This is a genomic window from Vibrio sp. 1F169 (assembly GCF_041439605.1).
Taxonomy (GTDB): Bacteria; Pseudomonadota; Gammaproteobacteria; order Enterobacterales; family Vibrionaceae; genus Vibrio; species Vibrio tasmaniensis_A.
This window is the reverse complement of the sequence record NZ_JBGOOI010000087.1, coordinates 1-15,716: the sequence shown is the minus strand read 5'-3', so window position 1 is coordinate 15,716 and position 15,716 is coordinate 1. Positions and strand designations below refer to the sequence as shown.

20 protein-coding genes are annotated in these 15,716 nt (G+C 39.6%); 10 read left to right on the top strand and 10 right to left on the bottom strand.

Features of this window, described 5'->3' with window-relative positions; genetic code table 11:
• Positions 1-79: 79 nt before the first annotated feature.
• From ACED53_RS20870 to ACED53_RS20845, 6 genes are all read right to left on the bottom strand, one after another.
• Positions 80-523, bottom strand: a complete 444-nt coding sequence (locus ACED53_RS20870) for a lytic transglycosylase domain-containing protein (RefSeq protein ID WP_017098615.1) — start codon at positions 521-523, stop codon at positions 80-82.
• Between the two features lie 54 nt (positions 524-577).
• Positions 578-913 carry a hypothetical protein gene (locus tag ACED53_RS20865; protein WP_017098616.1) on the bottom strand — a complete coding sequence of 112 codons (336 nt, stop codon included), beginning with the start codon at positions 911-913 and terminating at the stop codon, positions 578-580.
• A 78-nt stretch (positions 914-991) separates the two neighbouring features.
• Positions 992-1,378, bottom strand: a complete 387-nt coding sequence (locus tag ACED53_RS20860; RefSeq protein ID WP_102579847.1) for a hypothetical protein — start codon at positions 1,376-1,378, stop codon at positions 992-994.
• A gap of 38 nt (positions 1,379-1,416) precedes the next feature.
• Positions 1,417-1,773 carry a hypothetical protein gene (locus tag ACED53_RS20855; protein WP_102421257.1) on the bottom strand — a complete coding sequence of 119 codons (357 nt, stop codon included), beginning with the start codon at positions 1,771-1,773 and terminating at the stop codon, positions 1,417-1,419.
• A gap of 516 nt (positions 1,774-2,289) precedes the next feature.
• Complete coding sequence (locus tag ACED53_RS20850) at positions 2,290-3,573, bottom strand: DUF4113 domain-containing protein (RefSeq protein WP_102579796.1); 1,284 nt, start codon at positions 3,571-3,573, stop codon at positions 2,290-2,292.
• Positions 3,558-4,274, bottom strand: a complete 717-nt coding sequence (locus ACED53_RS20845; RefSeq protein WP_017101222.1) for a S24 family peptidase — start codon at positions 4,272-4,274, stop codon at positions 3,558-3,560. The genes ACED53_RS20850 and ACED53_RS20845 overlap by 16 nt, the downstream gene beginning before the upstream one ends.
• Positions 4,275-4,570: 296 nt before the next feature.
• Between ACED53_RS20845 and ACED53_RS20840 the strand changes: the two genes are divergently transcribed.
• The 3 genes from ACED53_RS20840 to ACED53_RS20830 are packed head-to-tail and all read left to right on the top strand — an operon-like array spanning position 4,571 to position 6,098.
• Entirely contained in the window at positions 4,571-5,368 is a 798-nt protein-coding gene (locus tag ACED53_RS20840; RefSeq protein ID WP_016767844.1) for a ParA family protein, read from the top strand.
• Entirely contained in the window at positions 5,361-5,753 is a 393-nt protein-coding gene (locus tag ACED53_RS20835; RefSeq protein WP_016767843.1) for a hypothetical protein, read from the top strand. Before ACED53_RS20840 ends, ACED53_RS20835 begins: the two co-directional genes overlap by 8 nt.
• A 54-nt stretch (positions 5,754-5,807) precedes the next feature.
• Entirely contained in the window at positions 5,808-6,098 is a 291-nt protein-coding gene (locus tag ACED53_RS20830) for a helix-turn-helix transcriptional regulator (RefSeq protein WP_016767842.1), read from the top strand.
• Between the two features lie 473 nt (positions 6,099-6,571).
• Here the strand turns inward: ACED53_RS20830 and ACED53_RS20825 are convergent, their stop codons facing one another.
• The 3 genes from ACED53_RS20825 to ACED53_RS20815 form a co-directional block, all read right to left on the bottom strand.
• Complete coding sequence (locus ACED53_RS20825; protein ID WP_017100439.1) at positions 6,572-6,844, bottom strand: helix-turn-helix domain-containing protein; 273 nt, start codon at positions 6,842-6,844, stop codon at positions 6,572-6,574.
• A gap of 221 nt (positions 6,845-7,065) precedes the next feature.
• Positions 7,066-7,776, bottom strand: a complete 711-nt coding sequence (locus tag ACED53_RS20820) for an RES domain-containing protein (RefSeq protein WP_016800228.1) — start codon at positions 7,774-7,776, stop codon at positions 7,066-7,068.
• Positions 7,769-8,671: a hypothetical protein gene (locus tag ACED53_RS20815; RefSeq protein WP_241816738.1), complete on the bottom strand. Its 903-nt coding sequence runs from the start codon at positions 8,669-8,671 to the stop codon at positions 7,769-7,771. Before ACED53_RS20815 ends, ACED53_RS20820 begins: the two co-directional genes overlap by 8 nt.
• Before the next feature lie 502 nt (positions 8,672-9,173).
• Here ACED53_RS20815 and ACED53_RS20810 point away from each other — a divergent pair.
• The 7 genes from ACED53_RS20810 (at position 9,174) to ACED53_RS20780 (ending at position 15,249) form a co-directional block, all read left to right on the top strand.
• Positions 9,174-9,860 (top strand): toll/interleukin-1 receptor domain-containing protein, encoded by a 687-nt coding sequence (locus ACED53_RS20810; RefSeq protein ID WP_076679134.1) that lies wholly within the window; start codon positions 9,174-9,176, stop codon positions 9,858-9,860.
• A 253-nt stretch (positions 9,861-10,113) separates the two neighbouring features.
• Complete coding sequence (locus ACED53_RS20805; protein WP_371715301.1) at positions 10,114-10,254, top strand: hypothetical protein; 141 nt, start codon at positions 10,114-10,116, stop codon at positions 10,252-10,254.
• Positions 10,255-10,603: 349 nt separating this feature from the next.
• The gene (locus ACED53_RS20800) at positions 10,604-11,869 is read left to right on the top strand and encodes a PD-(D/E)XK nuclease family protein (protein ID WP_280621313.1); all 1,266 of its coding nucleotides are present in this window, start codon (positions 10,604-10,606) and stop codon (positions 11,867-11,869) included.
• A 391-nt stretch (positions 11,870-12,260) separates the two neighbouring features.
• Positions 12,261-13,100 carry a hypothetical protein gene (locus ACED53_RS20795; RefSeq protein ID WP_145571144.1) on the top strand — a complete coding sequence of 280 codons (840 nt, stop codon included), beginning with the start codon at positions 12,261-12,263 and terminating at the stop codon, positions 13,098-13,100.
• Between the two features lie 134 nt (positions 13,101-13,234).
• On the top strand, positions 13,235-13,831 hold the full coding sequence (locus ACED53_RS20790) for a hypothetical protein (protein WP_280621315.1): 597 nt from the start codon (positions 13,235-13,237) through the stop codon (positions 13,829-13,831).
• Positions 13,832-14,228: 397 nt separating this feature from the next.
• The gene (locus ACED53_RS20785; RefSeq protein ID WP_338417946.1) at positions 14,229-14,342 is read left to right on the top strand and encodes an ASCH domain-containing protein; all 114 of its coding nucleotides are present in this window, start codon (positions 14,229-14,231) and stop codon (positions 14,340-14,342) included.
• Between the two features lie 118 nt (positions 14,343-14,460).
• Complete coding sequence (locus ACED53_RS20780) at positions 14,461-15,249, top strand: hypothetical protein (protein WP_133148839.1); 789 nt, start codon at positions 14,461-14,463, stop codon at positions 15,247-15,249.
• A 32-nt stretch (positions 15,250-15,281) separates the two neighbouring features.
• Here ACED53_RS20780 and ACED53_RS20775 read toward each other — a convergent pair whose 3' ends face one another.
• On the bottom strand, positions 15,282-15,686 hold the full coding sequence (locus tag ACED53_RS20775; protein ID WP_371715300.1) for a transposase: 405 nt from the start codon (positions 15,684-15,686) through the stop codon (positions 15,282-15,284).
• Positions 15,687-15,716 lie beyond the last annotated feature (30 nt).

The following is a 15,716-nucleotide window of genomic DNA, read 5'->3' as shown; positions in this document are numbered from 1 at the left end:
GATGCGGGGGATCTGGAAATTGAAGGAAGAAAGCGAGAGGAAAAGCTAAAGACCTCGCACCATTATGGTGCAAATCCTTTTATTGAACGTTCATCTTAAAATAAACCGATTGGACTTTTTGGATGTATATTTTTCTGGTGTTCTCGGTGCGTTTGGAAAAACCCGCATTATAAGCGCCGACACTGTTCCAATAATAACCATGACTCGCAAAGTTAGAACTTAATACCCACGCACCTAATGAAACATTAAAACAAGGTTCATAAATATTGGCTTTATTGACATTAAATTCAGCCAATCGAGGAAACCAAATAGAGTTAATTTGCATGAGTCCAAAGTCACGACTGGTTACTTGACCTTTTTTATTTTTGTTTTCGTTATAAGCATTAGGATCAAGACTGCTTTCAACTTGTGCTATCGCTCGCAGCAAAGCTGGAGCAACATTATAATGTTGTCCTGCTTCATCAAAACAAAACGAATACCCAACACTTGGAAATACCGACAATAATAAGATTGATTTTTTCATAAACTAAAAAATGGAGTCCAAAGGAACTCCATTATATCGCGTGAATTGACGTCATCAATATTCATTCGGGAGCAAAATCGTAGTGCAACTACGATCACGCTTGGTAATTATCCAGACTTGTTCATTACAAATGGTGTAACTGGATAAAACCCGCTCGCCTATCTTGGTGGCTTCATCATTGGTAAGTTTATCTTCAACACAGACATTTCCCCAATCACCATTTTGGTGACGATGTAAGTAAATCGGTAAATTCACACCAATATTGTTATTTAGCAGTTCAGCAATGCCTTGTGTACAAACGACTTGGCCAAGATCAAACGGCACAGCCGTACAAACATAATTTTTTTCTTTTATTTCTTCGTTACCTGATGTAAGATTTTTAATGTTCATTTTATTTACCCCTGTATTTAAATTGAATTTGCCTTGATATTTGATACAGCAAATATCAAGGCGCTTTACTTTTAGCGTTTAAGAAACGTCTTCCGTTTTACGAATGTGATTAAATACCTTATACACTTCATCGTAAGAAATACCATACCCTTCGAGACTTTCGACACAATCACAAATGTCATTGGTATAAAAACACTCGTGATTGAATAGCTCACGGCGAATGATCGCTTTTTTACCATTCTCTTCGATGTCTTCGGCGATCCCTTCTTGAGCAATAGAATCTAAACGGGTCATTAATTGCTTTGCATTATCAACAGGGCAAATTAAACCCATACCTAACGACGCATATTTCACGCCCTCTTTTTTTGCTTCATCGAACTGTTTAGTGGAAAAGGCAAAAAATGCCCCTGCTTCATTAAATGCTAGCGTTTGTTTGTCTTGAACATAGTGGGAGAGATATTTCATGACTTACTCCTGACGTTAATACAAAAATATCCCAGTAATTAAAACGGGCAACGGTGAAACGAAAAGAGGGCTCTCGAAGGGGTTGATACATCCTTCACAATAAAATTGTCAGTTAAGTCCCCTATTTTAAAGTGATGTAAGATACTCTTCTCAACCTCAGCCAGAGTGGATGGGTAGAACTTAGAATCACGCAGAGTAAATCCCGCGATTTTGAGTTCAGCTAAGGTAATATCGCTACACGGCGTAAGAGAAAAGCCGTGCTCTTCTCCCTCTGTACGCTGAGGAATACGCAGTAAAGAGATATCATTTTTTGGTGAGCTTTCGTGGCCAGCGGCGAAACGCTGGTCGCTGAAATTCGATTTAGAGAGAGTTGGGGTTGTATGTTGTTGTGCCATGAGGAGTTTCCTTTCTGTTTGAGTATCACTTTTATGGAGCCGCTTGGCTGTCCACACCTCAAACATGGTTCTTCTCTGCAGGGGCGCGAAGCGTTCATTTACCCTTGCAGAGAAGGTTCTGATTGAGGAGGGTCAACAGCCTGCGAGCCCCATAAAATGATGCGAGTCGAAAGGAAAATCGGCACATAAGGCAACAAGCCCTTACTCGAACTTAATGGATGTCAGTGAAAGGAGTGAGGAGGCACTACAAGCGGCAACGAGGAAGAATGACGAGGCGCAGGCGTTCAGGATTGCAGCGATATCCTTTTAGATAGGGACTGTAGAGAGGCACATTTTGGGGCGGCACGCAGTGACTCACCAGGGGGATGCCACTCTTAGGCCATAGATGAAAGATACAAGCGAAAAGCCTTGCCCGAAGGGTAACGTCCAAGATAATGATACCTAACCAGTATTCCCTCCTAGTCCCAAACTAAGGAGCAATACACGAAGAGATAAGAAACTAAGAATGAAGATTCTTTAAATACATTTAACCGTCAGTAAGTCACTAGAATGGGTATAATAATTTTCTAATCTTTCAAATTCGATACTACCATCTTGCTCACTGTAACCTCGCTTTTGAGAGCCAAAGGTCAGCGTCCCTTTTCCAAAACGGGCATTAATGGTATCAAGCGCTCTATTAAGCTCTAACTTGTTAGAGCTAGCTTCCTCAAAGAGGTCAAACTGTTTTTTTTCACCATCAAGAAGCTCAACAGCTCCAACCGCAACCTTATATATAGGTTGTGCCGTTATATCTTTTGGGGCTAGGCTCTCGAAAACAGTTCGAACTTGACTTAAAGCTTGCCCCGTATCCGTCAACCCAGTATTTAAGTTAATGTCTATACGTCTGTAATAAGGCAAACACTTATCGTATTTTCCTGTACTAATAAAAACAGATAGCGTCTTGACTTCACTTTTTTGAGACCTCACCTTAGTCATCACTTCAGCGCAGTGATGTGCTATTTCTCCAAATAGCATATCCGTTTCTCGTAGTCGGTCCCGATAACTTGATGTAGACCAAATCTGCTTCTTTTTCTCTCGTATATCGGAGTAGCTTAAGACACTGACACCGTTAAGCTCAGAAATCACATTGGCTATATTGATAGAGTAACGCTTTTGATAAGTTTTAGGATCACAACGTTTAAGCTCTAACGCTGTCGATATCCCTTCATTTTTTAAGTGACGTTGATAGGCACCACCAATATTCCATACCTTTCCGACAGGCATCTTACTTAATATTGAGTCAATCTGTTTCTGATGAATAAGGCAGCACTGCCCTTTAAAACCTGGTTGGTTTTTACCAGCCCAGCTCGCTACTTTTGCTAGAGTCAATGTAGAACCAACGCCAGCCCCAACAGGTACACCGGTTTCTCTATAAACCCGCTGTCGCAACTCCAATATAAAATCATCGAGACAAACATTAATGCTGTGTAGGTGTGTTAGTGAGATAAACAATTCATCGACAGAATAGCGAAAAGAACTCGATCCTTGCATTGCTTGCTCAACACTCGTCATAAAGCGATCTGATATATGACTGAAGGTATTAAAATTGGCTTTATAAACTCGGCCCTGGTGCAGCCTCAGTAAATCAATATTCTCCCAAATGGGTCGAAATTTCTGGATACCTAACGTAGAACAAGCCCGATTAGCTGCAATGCTAATCCCCTGACCTGCTGTCACTAGTACTGGTAACGACTTTTGTTCCGGTTTATAGATTGAAGTACTTTCGCTATAGAATCTTGTGCCGTCTATGAGTCCGTACATAGAACATCCCTATGTAATCGAAAGCTGTAACGAACAACGCCGTGCAATCTTAAGTAATCGGCTTCAGTCACGCGGTAATCTGGATAGGCGGGATTGTCTGACGATAGTAATCTAGAACTTAAATGAACACGCTTGCAAACTAGATCATGATTAAGTGCCAGAATACAAACATCGTCATCTTCAGGCTTTAAATGACGCTCCAATAGCATTAAATCATGGTGGAATATGTAGGGCCTCATAGATTCGCCGTCCGCCTTACAAATCAAAGTAGAGTGCTCAACATCAATGAGTAGAGAGTGCAGATCAATATCTATTAGACTGTTGTGTGCAGGCAATGAAATAGGTTTACGAAAGTGATGGATAGATACTGTGACCACCCCTATCACTAAGAGATCATTCTGACCATGGCAGGTATGCTTCATGTGTGAACAAAGCTGAGACCAACTCACACAATATCGTTCATCAAACTGCTCAACTAAAACAATATCGTTCACTAGTGGCTGTCGTGAGGCATCAATGAGTAGCCAATCACCGATAGCAATTCCAGAACATACATACTCAGTCGTGCTCTCAATCAAAAACATAGATGAAGGAGCATGGACAAACATCTGAGTCAAGTTAAGGGCTTGCTTACGAAACGTAAGTGTAGGGTTTTCAAAACCAGTGATCGAGGCAGAAACCAAACTTTCTAATATCAACATGTCTATATAGTACTGTACATAAAACCAGTAAATCAATATTTAAGTTTAAATTAAGAGTCGCATTAAGCAAATTTCCAGCCACACCACTCAATCAAACTGTCAACTTATTACACTAAACCCCAATAAAAAACTTAAACCCTTGTTATAAAAAAAAAAACAAACAACAAACCATGTATAGCATTGATGCTATACATAGTTTTAGACATAATTGAAGTGTGTATAGCACTTTTGCTATACATAAAAAAAACACTCACATATAATACGTATAGCATCACTGCTATACATAGGGTTTAAACATGACAACACTCAAAGATAATTCAACTAGAATCATAATGATCGGCTGCCGAAAAGGGGGAGTAACAAAAACAACAACAACCGTAAACCTCGGCTATGAACTCAGCCAACAAGGACAACGTGTCCTTATCTTAGATTTCGACGGTCAAGGCGATAGTACAAAATTTTACGGATGTGAAGATTCAGAATATTACATTGGCGATGCACTTCTTGATCGAAAATTCGATATTAAAAAATCAATTTACCCTGCAATCATTAATGGGGAAGCACAAGAGCACCTACATATCATCCCTGGGCGCCGGGGCGATATAATGACGAAGCTTGATATGGACATGATTTCGCTTACACGTCGAGAGGAACGATTAAAGCTGCATTTAGAAAAGCTTCAAGGTTGTTATGATTTCATACTAATAGACACCAACCCAGGAACCTCTGTTCTTGGACTAAATGCTGTAATGGCTGCTACAGAATATCTATTCCCAACTGAATATAAAGAGCACAGTCTTGACGGCGTAGAGACACTCCTTGAACACATCCAAGATGTGAAATTCGTGGAAGAAAATGAAATAAAGTTTTTAGTGATTCCTTCTAAGATAAGTAAAACAGCAAAAAAAGCTCTTGATTACGGTACTGGGTATTTAGCGGAAAGGTGGCCAAACAACACAGCAAAAACCACCATTTGGGATCGCAGCCTATTTACGGAGGCAGAAATGGAGCATGAACCGGCAAGTGTAATTAACCGTGGCCATGTAGCTGCACGTTACTATAAAGAGCTAGCAAAGGAGGTCATCAATGAATAAAGACGTCCAGCTACTCGCAGAGTTAAAACAAAAAAAGAAGCTGACAGGTGCAGAGCGAGCTCAAGTAAAAATGCTGGAGCGGAAAATTAGCCAATCAGAGAAGCCGGTTAAACAAGAAAGTAAGAGTAATATTTTCGCGACGAAACCCACAACAAAAATCAATCCGCTACCAATTCGATTTTCCAACAACGAACGCACTGGAATAACCGAACTTGCTAATGATATAAAAACCAACAACCTAGAATTAGTTATAACTGAACTTGGAAGCGAAAGAGAAATTAACGATACAAAACTAGTACGCGCTGCCGTTTACTTACTTAAGAAGCAAAGTCACGAGGATATAGTGGACGCTATAAAGCAAGTAAAACTAAACATGATCAGATAGTTGCTATGTATAGCATCACTGCTATACATAGCTTTCATCTCTGGAGCTATACCAATGCAACAGCGACAGGAAGGCTTAAAAATCCCCCTAAAAGTTAGAGAACTTTCAAAGGATAAAGACTCGGCCTTAAAAGCTTGGCTGAACTACCTAGGTATTTCTCAGTGCGACTTAGCTAAAAAGTTAAACGTATCCCAAGCTAGAGTCAGTCAATACTGTTCAGAGAAGATTAACAAGCGATCTGTCTTATTAAAGATTTCTGATGCACTTGGTATTACACCTGAACAATTGGACTTTGAACCTGATTCAATACCCTTGATAGTTTTTATAAACGATACAAATGAATAGAAAAAATTCAAATGTCTATCAATTCGTAGACCACATATACGGGGGAGGGGACAACGATGGCAAAGCTCAACCTTGGGGCTAATAAAGGTCGTAAAAACTATGTATAACACTGGTGCTATACATAGTTTAACTCTTTAATTTATGGAGATAAATATCACCCTCTCCAATTAAAAAAATCAAGACCCTTTCTATAACATTGAGCCGTAGTGGAAAGGCTTAATGTACTTAATTCAGTAAATTAAAACCAAGACAGGTGCGTATAGCAACAATGCTATACACAAGACAAATGTAAGACTCAAAGAAAAAAATACCGTTCATAATCAGTGCAGCGATAGTTACTTTGAAATGTGACTATATTACCGCCTGTTATTTTGAAGCGAGAATAAGATAAGCCACAATGGACTTCTTGAGAGATAACGACTGTTGATTAAGTTCTGCGCCCTCAACAGGTTACCAATAAGCTTGATACGAACTTACTGGCTCTCATACAATCCAAATTTACGAATTGTGATCAGGTTTAATTTTTTGCTGAAACTACCTCTATTGATACCTAAAATCCTTGCTGACTTTGACTGATTACCGCGAGTATGAGTTATCAACTCCGTAAACAATATTTCAAATACCGCTGGCGTCACCCAAGACATATCAGGGTTAGGTAATTGTTTATCAAACCATGTCGGTTCCAATTCTGCTCGAATAAGCTTTTTTAAGTGGTCTTTGTTGATGGGTGTTAGTTGGTCATTCATAAAGGTTGGGGATAGTTAAGAGACGTAATAATTCTGCCAAATTTATCATGAAACCACCTTAAAATCTGCCGACGACGAAAATTGATGTAATTCATGCTGTGGCTTGGAGTCGCTTAAGGATCTGGTTCATGTAGCGTTTAGCTAAAACGGTTTTGTCCAAAAGCTTCTCTGGTTGAATTTTTACCCGTGGCACTTTTAACGCGAAAGTGCCACGCTAACATTTAAAGTAGCGATGCTAGATCTGAAGATATGGTTAAGTGGTCATTCTGTACAGCTTGGTGTAAATAAGGCTTCCATGTAGCGATATCCTCCAAAGCATCCACTTCTAAATGTATGTCTCCCTCCCGCTTTGGTCCAAAAATCACGTATACTGGGACAATATTTCCTTGTTGAACACTATCCCAAACTAAGCCATCTACATTGGGGTAGGTATTATGAATGTGCTTAGCTAGCGTTCTTGCTATATCCAAGCATTTCAGCTGAGATTTGTTAAACAAATCATCAAAACTAATATCCCAAAATGCTTCGGCCCCGCCTTTCAGATATGCAGCTCTACAATCAGCAAAGGTTAGCTCCTTTCTAAAAGAGATTGTAGCCACAGCGAGATTTTGAAACTCTTTGGATGATAACGTTACTACTGAATCTGTAGCAAGTGGTCGTAGTACCGTTTCAAAATAGGCCGTTTCTCTAGTTGGTGCTATATACAGAGCAGGGACTGCTTTGTCGTTAGAGCGGAATGGCGAAAAGCGACCAGCGGTGACCGTACCATCAGAGTAGATAGCCCTAATATCACTAGTGAACTTAACTTGTAGAAATGGATTCGGATCTATGGCTGTGTAAGCACGCTCACCATTGTCGTCATATACCTTATTTAATGCACGGTAAAAATGACGACCAGGTTCGATTTTCAGCAGTGGTGGCGCCTTACTCATAGTCTTGCTCTTCTGAAGCAAAGGTTAAGTCACGCAATGTGCTTTGAGACTTAAACAAACCTGCTAGGTATAGCAAATCTTCTTCAAGCTCGGGTCGGCTTATAGCTTGAGCAGGTGTGCACTCCAGATCATCATTGTGAGTTGTTAACCATTTATACACTCCCCAATCATTTAACCCATCAAATATGTGACACAACCTTTCGACTGGCTTGTACACACCAAGACGTTCAGTGTCGAACTGAAACGCTGGGATCTGGATATTACGAGAATTTCCAAAATAAAAGCCGAGTAGCTTCATTTCTTTTTTGAGTTTAGCAACCAATCTTGAAGGATTTGCAGCACTTACTTCTCCAAACAGTACTGATGCTTGCTTTGCTGTAATTAGCGGGAAGTTTTTTGCTCTAGCTTCAATCTCGTTCAAGTCTTTTGCTATTAAATATTGTGTATCATCTGCACTTGTATGTGGCTTAATGGCTTCCTTGAAGTCATCAAAACTTTTCTGAGCATCCTGTTGTAGTAGGCGATACATGTGCTTAACAGAACCATGAGCTATATGATGTTCCATCACACGCATGGCACCACTAACTAATTCTGCTTCCTCAAACCCAAGCTTTACACTTCGGTTAATCACATGAGCTGGAGCCGCAAAGACACGACCGTTTTTAGCTGTCAAATGCTTCCCATTTAATACGACAGTTATGCCCTTATCGAGTAAAGGCTTTGCTTCTCTCAAGCTATTAACGGTCACTGGCTCTTGAATACTGTCATGATCATCATTTTCGTATTCTTGTTCCTCTAACGCCGTTAACTGACATTGTAGAATGTACTGCTCTGCTTCCCTAGAAATTCGCATGGATACTGCCTCGTTAGGTATTATTGTACACCTTAGATCCATAGTAACAACTATGCAAATTATTATTGCCTTTTAGAGATGAGCTACCCCATCAATACTGGCCCCTAAGTTAAACAAATTGCCATACCTGTAGTTATTCATGAATCGCTAATGTAAGGTTTTTATAAACTCATTTATGTCCAGAGACGTGCTTGACCTCTACGGTGATAGCACTCATTGGGACAAAAGCGATGTGAGCCATCAAGCGAGTTAGTTTTCAATTTCTTTTGTTTATATTTGCAAATAGTGACTAGACCTTAAAAGCTATCGATAGCTGAATCGATATGTTGGTTGTAATGCTCATAAATATCAATTTCATATAAATGAGATAAGATTCACTAATCTGATATCTAGACAAAACTTTAAGCCCCCTTATCTTGAATGTGGTTTTTGTTACCCCGTATATTCCATTGTGAGACTGATGACACACTATATGTTGTGTTTTTTCGGTCGTAATACCTTGCGAAGGTTACATTAATACTCATTTGAATAGAGAGGTAAACAATTGGCTAGATGCACAGCACCATCAAGAGGACATCGTTCAGCGGCCGCCGCAGCTAATTGCCCGGCATGTGGTGGACGCTATAGTCGTTATGGAAGTGGAGGTTACAGTTCATACTCAACCTCATCTTACTCTCCATCTCGCATTAGTAGTAGCGGAACAAGTAGCAGTAAAAAGCCAAGTTGGTCTAAATCAGGCTCTTCTGTATCTTATACATCCGCTCAAATTCAGTCTCTTACACCGATACGCGAAACAGTCGAAACTCGTGCAGCACAACAACCAGCTCTTCGAGATGTATTCTTGTGCCATGCATGGGGCGACCGTAAAGACGCAGCTAAAGAATTGCATGATTTACTTGAAGCAGCAGGTGTTAAAGTTTGGTTTAGCGAAAAGGATCTTGGACTTGGTGTGCCGATGATGCGCGCTATCGATAAGGGATTGGCCAACTCTCGAATAGGACTTGTATTGGTGACTCCAGCGATGTTGGAGCGGCTTCCAAAAGAGAGTGTCGCCGACAAAGAACTTTCAACACTATTAGCTGGCAACCAACTTATTCCAATTGTACATAACACATCTTATGAAGCCCTACGAAATGTCAGCCCCATGCTAGCATCCAGAACAGGTTTGGATACTTCTGAGGATTCAATGGAAGTTGTAGCAGAGAAAATTGCCGAGTTGGTAGATATCTAATTCGTCGGTTGAATACTGCCTAAGGAAGAGCGCTCCTTCGGTGGGTAATCAATAGCCGTCTATTGGCTGCGATAGTAGCCAAACCTCCTGAACAACATAGTTATTAGGGACAAAGGTGCCTTAGCTCTATTGCTACAAACGTTTGAAAAACGAACTTAGTCACATTTCTTATGTGCGCTTGGTTGTATATTTGTTTTAGTTCAGGTGCAGAGCTTGAGCGTACTGCGAAGTCTAATTAAATATATGGAGAGCAATGATGGCTACAACAGGAGAAAAACCGGGTAAAGGTAGTTATACCTGTAAGAAATGCGGTCAACGAGTCGACTTAGATGATCATGATGATACTTTACCACCATGCCCGAAGTGTGCTCACACGGAGTATTACAAAGGATAATTGAAAGCCTGTCTCAATCAGCAATGTATAATGTTTGACTCTGATTGGGACAGAGTATCTTAGTCGGAGTATTTCGGTTCTTGCGAGCGCCTGTTTCTAGCGCTCAGGGACAAGAGTGCCTTAGTGCGACTACTCTAAAACACTTCTGCCCCTTTACGTGTTAGCGTCATTACTTAGCAGCAGATCGCGCCTCTTAGTTTACGATACTTTTACTTATGACAAGAAAAGAGCAGATAAGTATGGTTTCGCGCTGGAAAAAGCGTTTAAGTTGGAAATTATTTAATTACGATGAAGGTTGAAATGGCCGATTATAACGAGAAATAATTTATGCATAAGGCTAGGGTACTAAATGATAGATAAGCTGTTAAAAGAAATTTCCTTAATCAATCTTAAGTATGAAAAATTGCAGGAAGTGACAGAGAGTGACTTTAATATTTTTTCTATCTTGCGTAATGAATCTGATGAAGTAGCTTTGCATTCACGTTTTATTGGTGAACTGCTGAATCCTGAAGGATCTCATAACCAAGGGGAGGTGTTTCAACAGATTCTTTTACAGCAATTACAAGATGAAAATCTACGATATAAAGGCCCGTTCTCACTAGAGATAGAGTGCTATATGGGAAAGCACGGCAGAGTCGATCTACTACTTATTGGTGAACATGATGTCATTGTTATCGAGAATAAAATTTATGCTGAAGATCAGCCCAAACAGTTACAGCGTTACAAAGATGCGCTAAGTGATTACCACGGCTCAAAAACAAAACACCTTTGTTATCTTACACTTTTTGGCAACACCCCTTCAGGAAAAAGCCTCGGTTCTCTCAGTTGTGAAGAAGTTTACTGCATCTCATATAAAACAGATATCAAACAATGGTTAACATCTTGCGCATGCGAGGTTTATGACTACCCGTCACTTCGGGAAACGATAATTCAGTATCGAAAATTGATTGAAAAACTCACAGGGCAGACACTTAATGAGGATCAGAAGGTGGAGATAAAAAACTTACTTTTGGAGGGCGATAATTTTAAACAGGCGCTCACAATTGAAGAGGTAATCACGGACGTCAAAGCTGAGTTGCAAAAAACGATATGGGTTGAATTGCAATCGTCTCTTGAAAGAGTCGGTTATGACTTTAGCTTTGTGAATTACAAGTTTGAAGAAATCAGTATGGATGTCTGTCAGAATTTTTATCAAACTTATAAGCGCAGTAACTATTATGGATTGCAGTATAAAGTTTTGACCTTTGGTGAGTATAGTATTCATCTGTATTTAGAAGTTGACCATTGTTTCTACTACGGATTTACTGTCTGTAAGAACAACCAACGTGGTTTGTTTAGAGATGAATTACTGAGCAAGGAACCAGACCTAAAAAATAAACTTGAGGCTTTGCTCGGGGCTAACGATGATGATGAATGGTGGTTAGCGTGGAAATACAGCTTCGATAAGATGAATTTTAAAAATTTCCGTGAAGGAAACACAGCAAAGCTTGGTAATCCAGTATTTAGGGAACAATGGATAACCGATGTAACGACTGATGTGGTTGAGCTGCTTAGGCAATTTAGTGAAATATTCCCAGTTTCAAAGTACACAAATGTGTGCTTTGAGCAATTTTAACCACTTTTCAGGTTTGTGTCATAATCAAACACGGAAAAATTGCCTAGCAATACCATAGTTGATTCATGTGTTGCTAAGTTAAGTAAAAACCTAATGTACCTCTATCCAGAATCGTTACAGGTGGCACTTTCAAACTCAAAAGTGCCCTAAACTTTGTTAGCATTAACGAATTTACCGACTGGCAAGCATTGCAGTAGACCTAATTCATCTAACCCGTACTTTGGGTACTTATACGGAAACTTTCCATAGTTCCACCCCAAAATCCTCTTTCGACTCACATAACCGATTGATGCTAATTGAGTTTCATAATGAATAGCAGCAACATGGACGGAATGCAATTATGGAATAAATCCGTCTATAAAGTGTTATGTGTTATTTAGGACATTCGTGCATGGAAGAATCTAAAACAATAAGAAAATTCAAGAACGAGTTAATTAAAACAATGCCTTACTTCCCCAATATTAAAGAAGTTAAGGAAGAGTTAGAGAGTCAAAGCCTGAGTTCAGTGCTATTTCATTATTTAAACTGGGCAGCTCGATTAATACCTACGAGAAGGAGGAAAGTATCGATAAAGCCCTATCTGACCATGGACTCAAGGTGGGCGGAATGTGAGAGAGATGTGTTTAACATTTTAACAAAAGCATCTTTAGGGCAAGACTTAACAGATCACCTCTCAAATAACGTGCTTTCTAAAGGGTATACGCCTAAGGAATACATTCTTAGGAAAAACGATGCATGGCTGGATAAAGACCAAATTTTAAACACAAAAGGTTTTTACCACTTACACTTAGAAGCTGGCAAATCTAACAAAGGTAATATTGTTTTGTTCGTGCAAGTTACGCGCGAAGAATTTACGGCAGTCGCGCTGTTTGATCACTCTGTATTTGAGTTGGGGTCTCCTGAATTATCCCCAGAAAGAGAAAGAATGTGGCGCATTCATGACGACATAATTTCAGCAGATTTACCACTTGGCTCTGCGTATATGTCGCATCCGATTACGACATCGGGACATCCAATATTTTTGCATTCCATGACACAGCAGTATTCTCATGTAGTTGAGCAAGTTGATAGTAAGTTAAACGACTTTGAGTTTCATAACCAAATGTATGAGGGTAGTGAACATCCCATGCCTAAAAAGCCAAAGTTTAGTTGGTATTTAAACGGATTAGATCTTGGCGTTTATGAATCGAAAAGTCAGCATTTTTTCATATATAGATATGGTCATATTTAACACATACAAAACGTTTAAGAGCGACTACATAACGTGTGCAGTGATCCTAATCAGCTTACATATTTTTGTTGTTCTAGCTGATGCTAAGTTAAGAAATCGATAATGTAGGCAGATTAAAGGGTAGGTAAAGATAGATGAGTGGGCATAATCATTACCCAGATTGTACTTGCGGCTGGTGCTATAAATTCAGGGGCATAGCTAATGAAGGTCATAAGCGGAGTAACACGGTAGAAAGAAGTGTTGGGAATATTCGCGAGCAGAGCAAAGTGTTTGTTAGTTATGTGAATCCTAGTGCTTACTGTCCAGTCTGTGGAGCTTCGGTGTTTTTCTATCAATCTCCCCATGGCGGTAGAGTGTTTTTTGATTCACTAGGTAAACCGTGGGAGAAGCACCCTTGTACAGATAATAGTGCTCTCAATGTAAAAGTCATTCCGTCAAAAAACTTTCCTACAAGCAACCGAGTAGGAAAATTCGAAGCCAATAAATTTAATCCATTTATCATTAAACTGATTGAGAAGTTTCATATTACATCTCGTGTAAAGGTGTCGGGCTTTTTTGGTGAGGCAGGTATAGTTATTGCTGTTTCTGGTGTAACAAGGCAGGATTTTACCAACCTTGAAATAGATGTTAATAGCCCATGTATGATGCGCCGAACAAAAAACGGTTATCAACTTTCTTTTGTAAATAAACGTGGGATGGTTATTGAATTGGAAGGTGTTAAGAGTAGTTAGGTAACGACTAGAAGAACGCGTATAACAAACGACTATGGCACGGTTTACCATACTCAGAGTAACCCACAAATCATTAATTTAGCGGATTCACTAACACGGAAATGTCCAAAGTCTTTATAGGCCGAATTTTTACACGTGGCACTTTCTAGCTCGAAAGTGCCCCTTTCCTTGTTTCGACTGTCTCAACACATACTTCACCAAAGCTTCATCTGACTTACTTTTTCGGCTCTTCTCCGCTTAGATGAGCCTATAAATTATGCGACACATAAAAATATCCTCAATTCTCTTTCTCACTAGTCTATTGGTTTAGGTTGAAGCTTAAAAAGAAAGAGTTTATTGCCAATTCATTTAATGCTGGTGTAAACTTGGAAAAAATGGAAGAGAGTTGGTGTAACTCATTGGATGGAAAGACATTTTCACAAGGTTAGAACGCCAGATTCTTTCTGGTAAAAAGACTGCAACGATTAGAGATAAGTCTGAAAGACATTTTTACCCTGGACAGGTTGTTTAAACATTTACTCACAAAGATGAGCGGAAAATCTGCAGACTGGAAATAGTTGAGGATGTGGAGTTTAAACAGCTCTATGGAAAGCATGCCAAAGCGGATAACTCATGGAGAGAAGAACCAAATGAAGTATATGTTAACCATCCTTTTTTCATTATTTGTAGTTGGGTGTTCGTTCGAAGACATTAAAAAATCGATAGTTCCGAAAGAAGAATCATCTTTTGCCAAGGACTATTTAGATCAACTTCGATTAAAAAATTATGAATACATAAAAACTCAAATGCATCCAAAGCTTCTTACCAAGGTAACAGTTGAAGAACTGGATAAGTTAGCTGGCTTTTTCCCAGAAGGTGAGCCGTTACATACTGAATTAATGGGCTCTAATGTTCGCACGTTCAATGATGTTTGGTCAGCGAATTTTTCCTTTGAAACTAAATTCAAAGTAGATTGGTCAATATCAAGCGTTTCAATGACAAAGCAAGATGGAAAAATTTTGGTGACAGGACTTAATGTCTATCGAACTAATGAATCGCAAAAGATATTAAATTCATTTGGTAACGCTGAATTAAGTGTGCCTAAGGTTTTGATGTTATCACTATCAATAATTACTCCAATATTCATGATCATAACTTGCTTTTTTGTTTATCGAGCCCCTATAGAGAAAAAATGGGGCTGGTACTTATTGTCGTTTGTTGGTATCGGTGCGGTTGCAATGAATTGGACTACTGGCGAAATAGCTACAAAAATTGCAACAATAAAATTCTTAGGCATTGGCGCAAGTTCTGCAAGCGAATTCGCTCCGTTAATATTTACTTTTACAATACCTATAGGCGCAATAGCATTTTGGGTAAAACGAAACAAAATGATTGAGCAAATGATGGCTAACAAGAGCAGTCATCAGGACGCAGCATAGCTGCGCCTCTGACGGACCCCCTCATAATTCCCCTAGTCCTGCGTTGTGTGTGAGCCTTTGATATTCGAACATTCCCCATTGATATTGGGATTCATTAATTTGATATCGCCGAGTTCTATCCATACCTCTCTCCCTAGACGAGGTATGGATAGAACTCGGCGGTGTTTAATGCTGTTGGCTTGGATGTCAAAATGCCATTTGGCCTGTACTGCAATGAGGCCATTCCACCACATCAAGATTTCAGCGAGCAACGCAACAAGAATCAGGATATCTAATCGCTTAGTACAGCGAGTTCTGTTGTGACGAAGTGCGATCCCATAGGCGGCACTCTTTAGATCGCGGAATGCCTCTTCTATCTGCATACGCTTGGTGTACAGATTGGTAATTTGTACTTCATTTAAGATATGTCTAGCCCTATCTGGCAGGGTAGTTGTCACTGTTAAAATTTAACCAGTTTGGGCGATAAA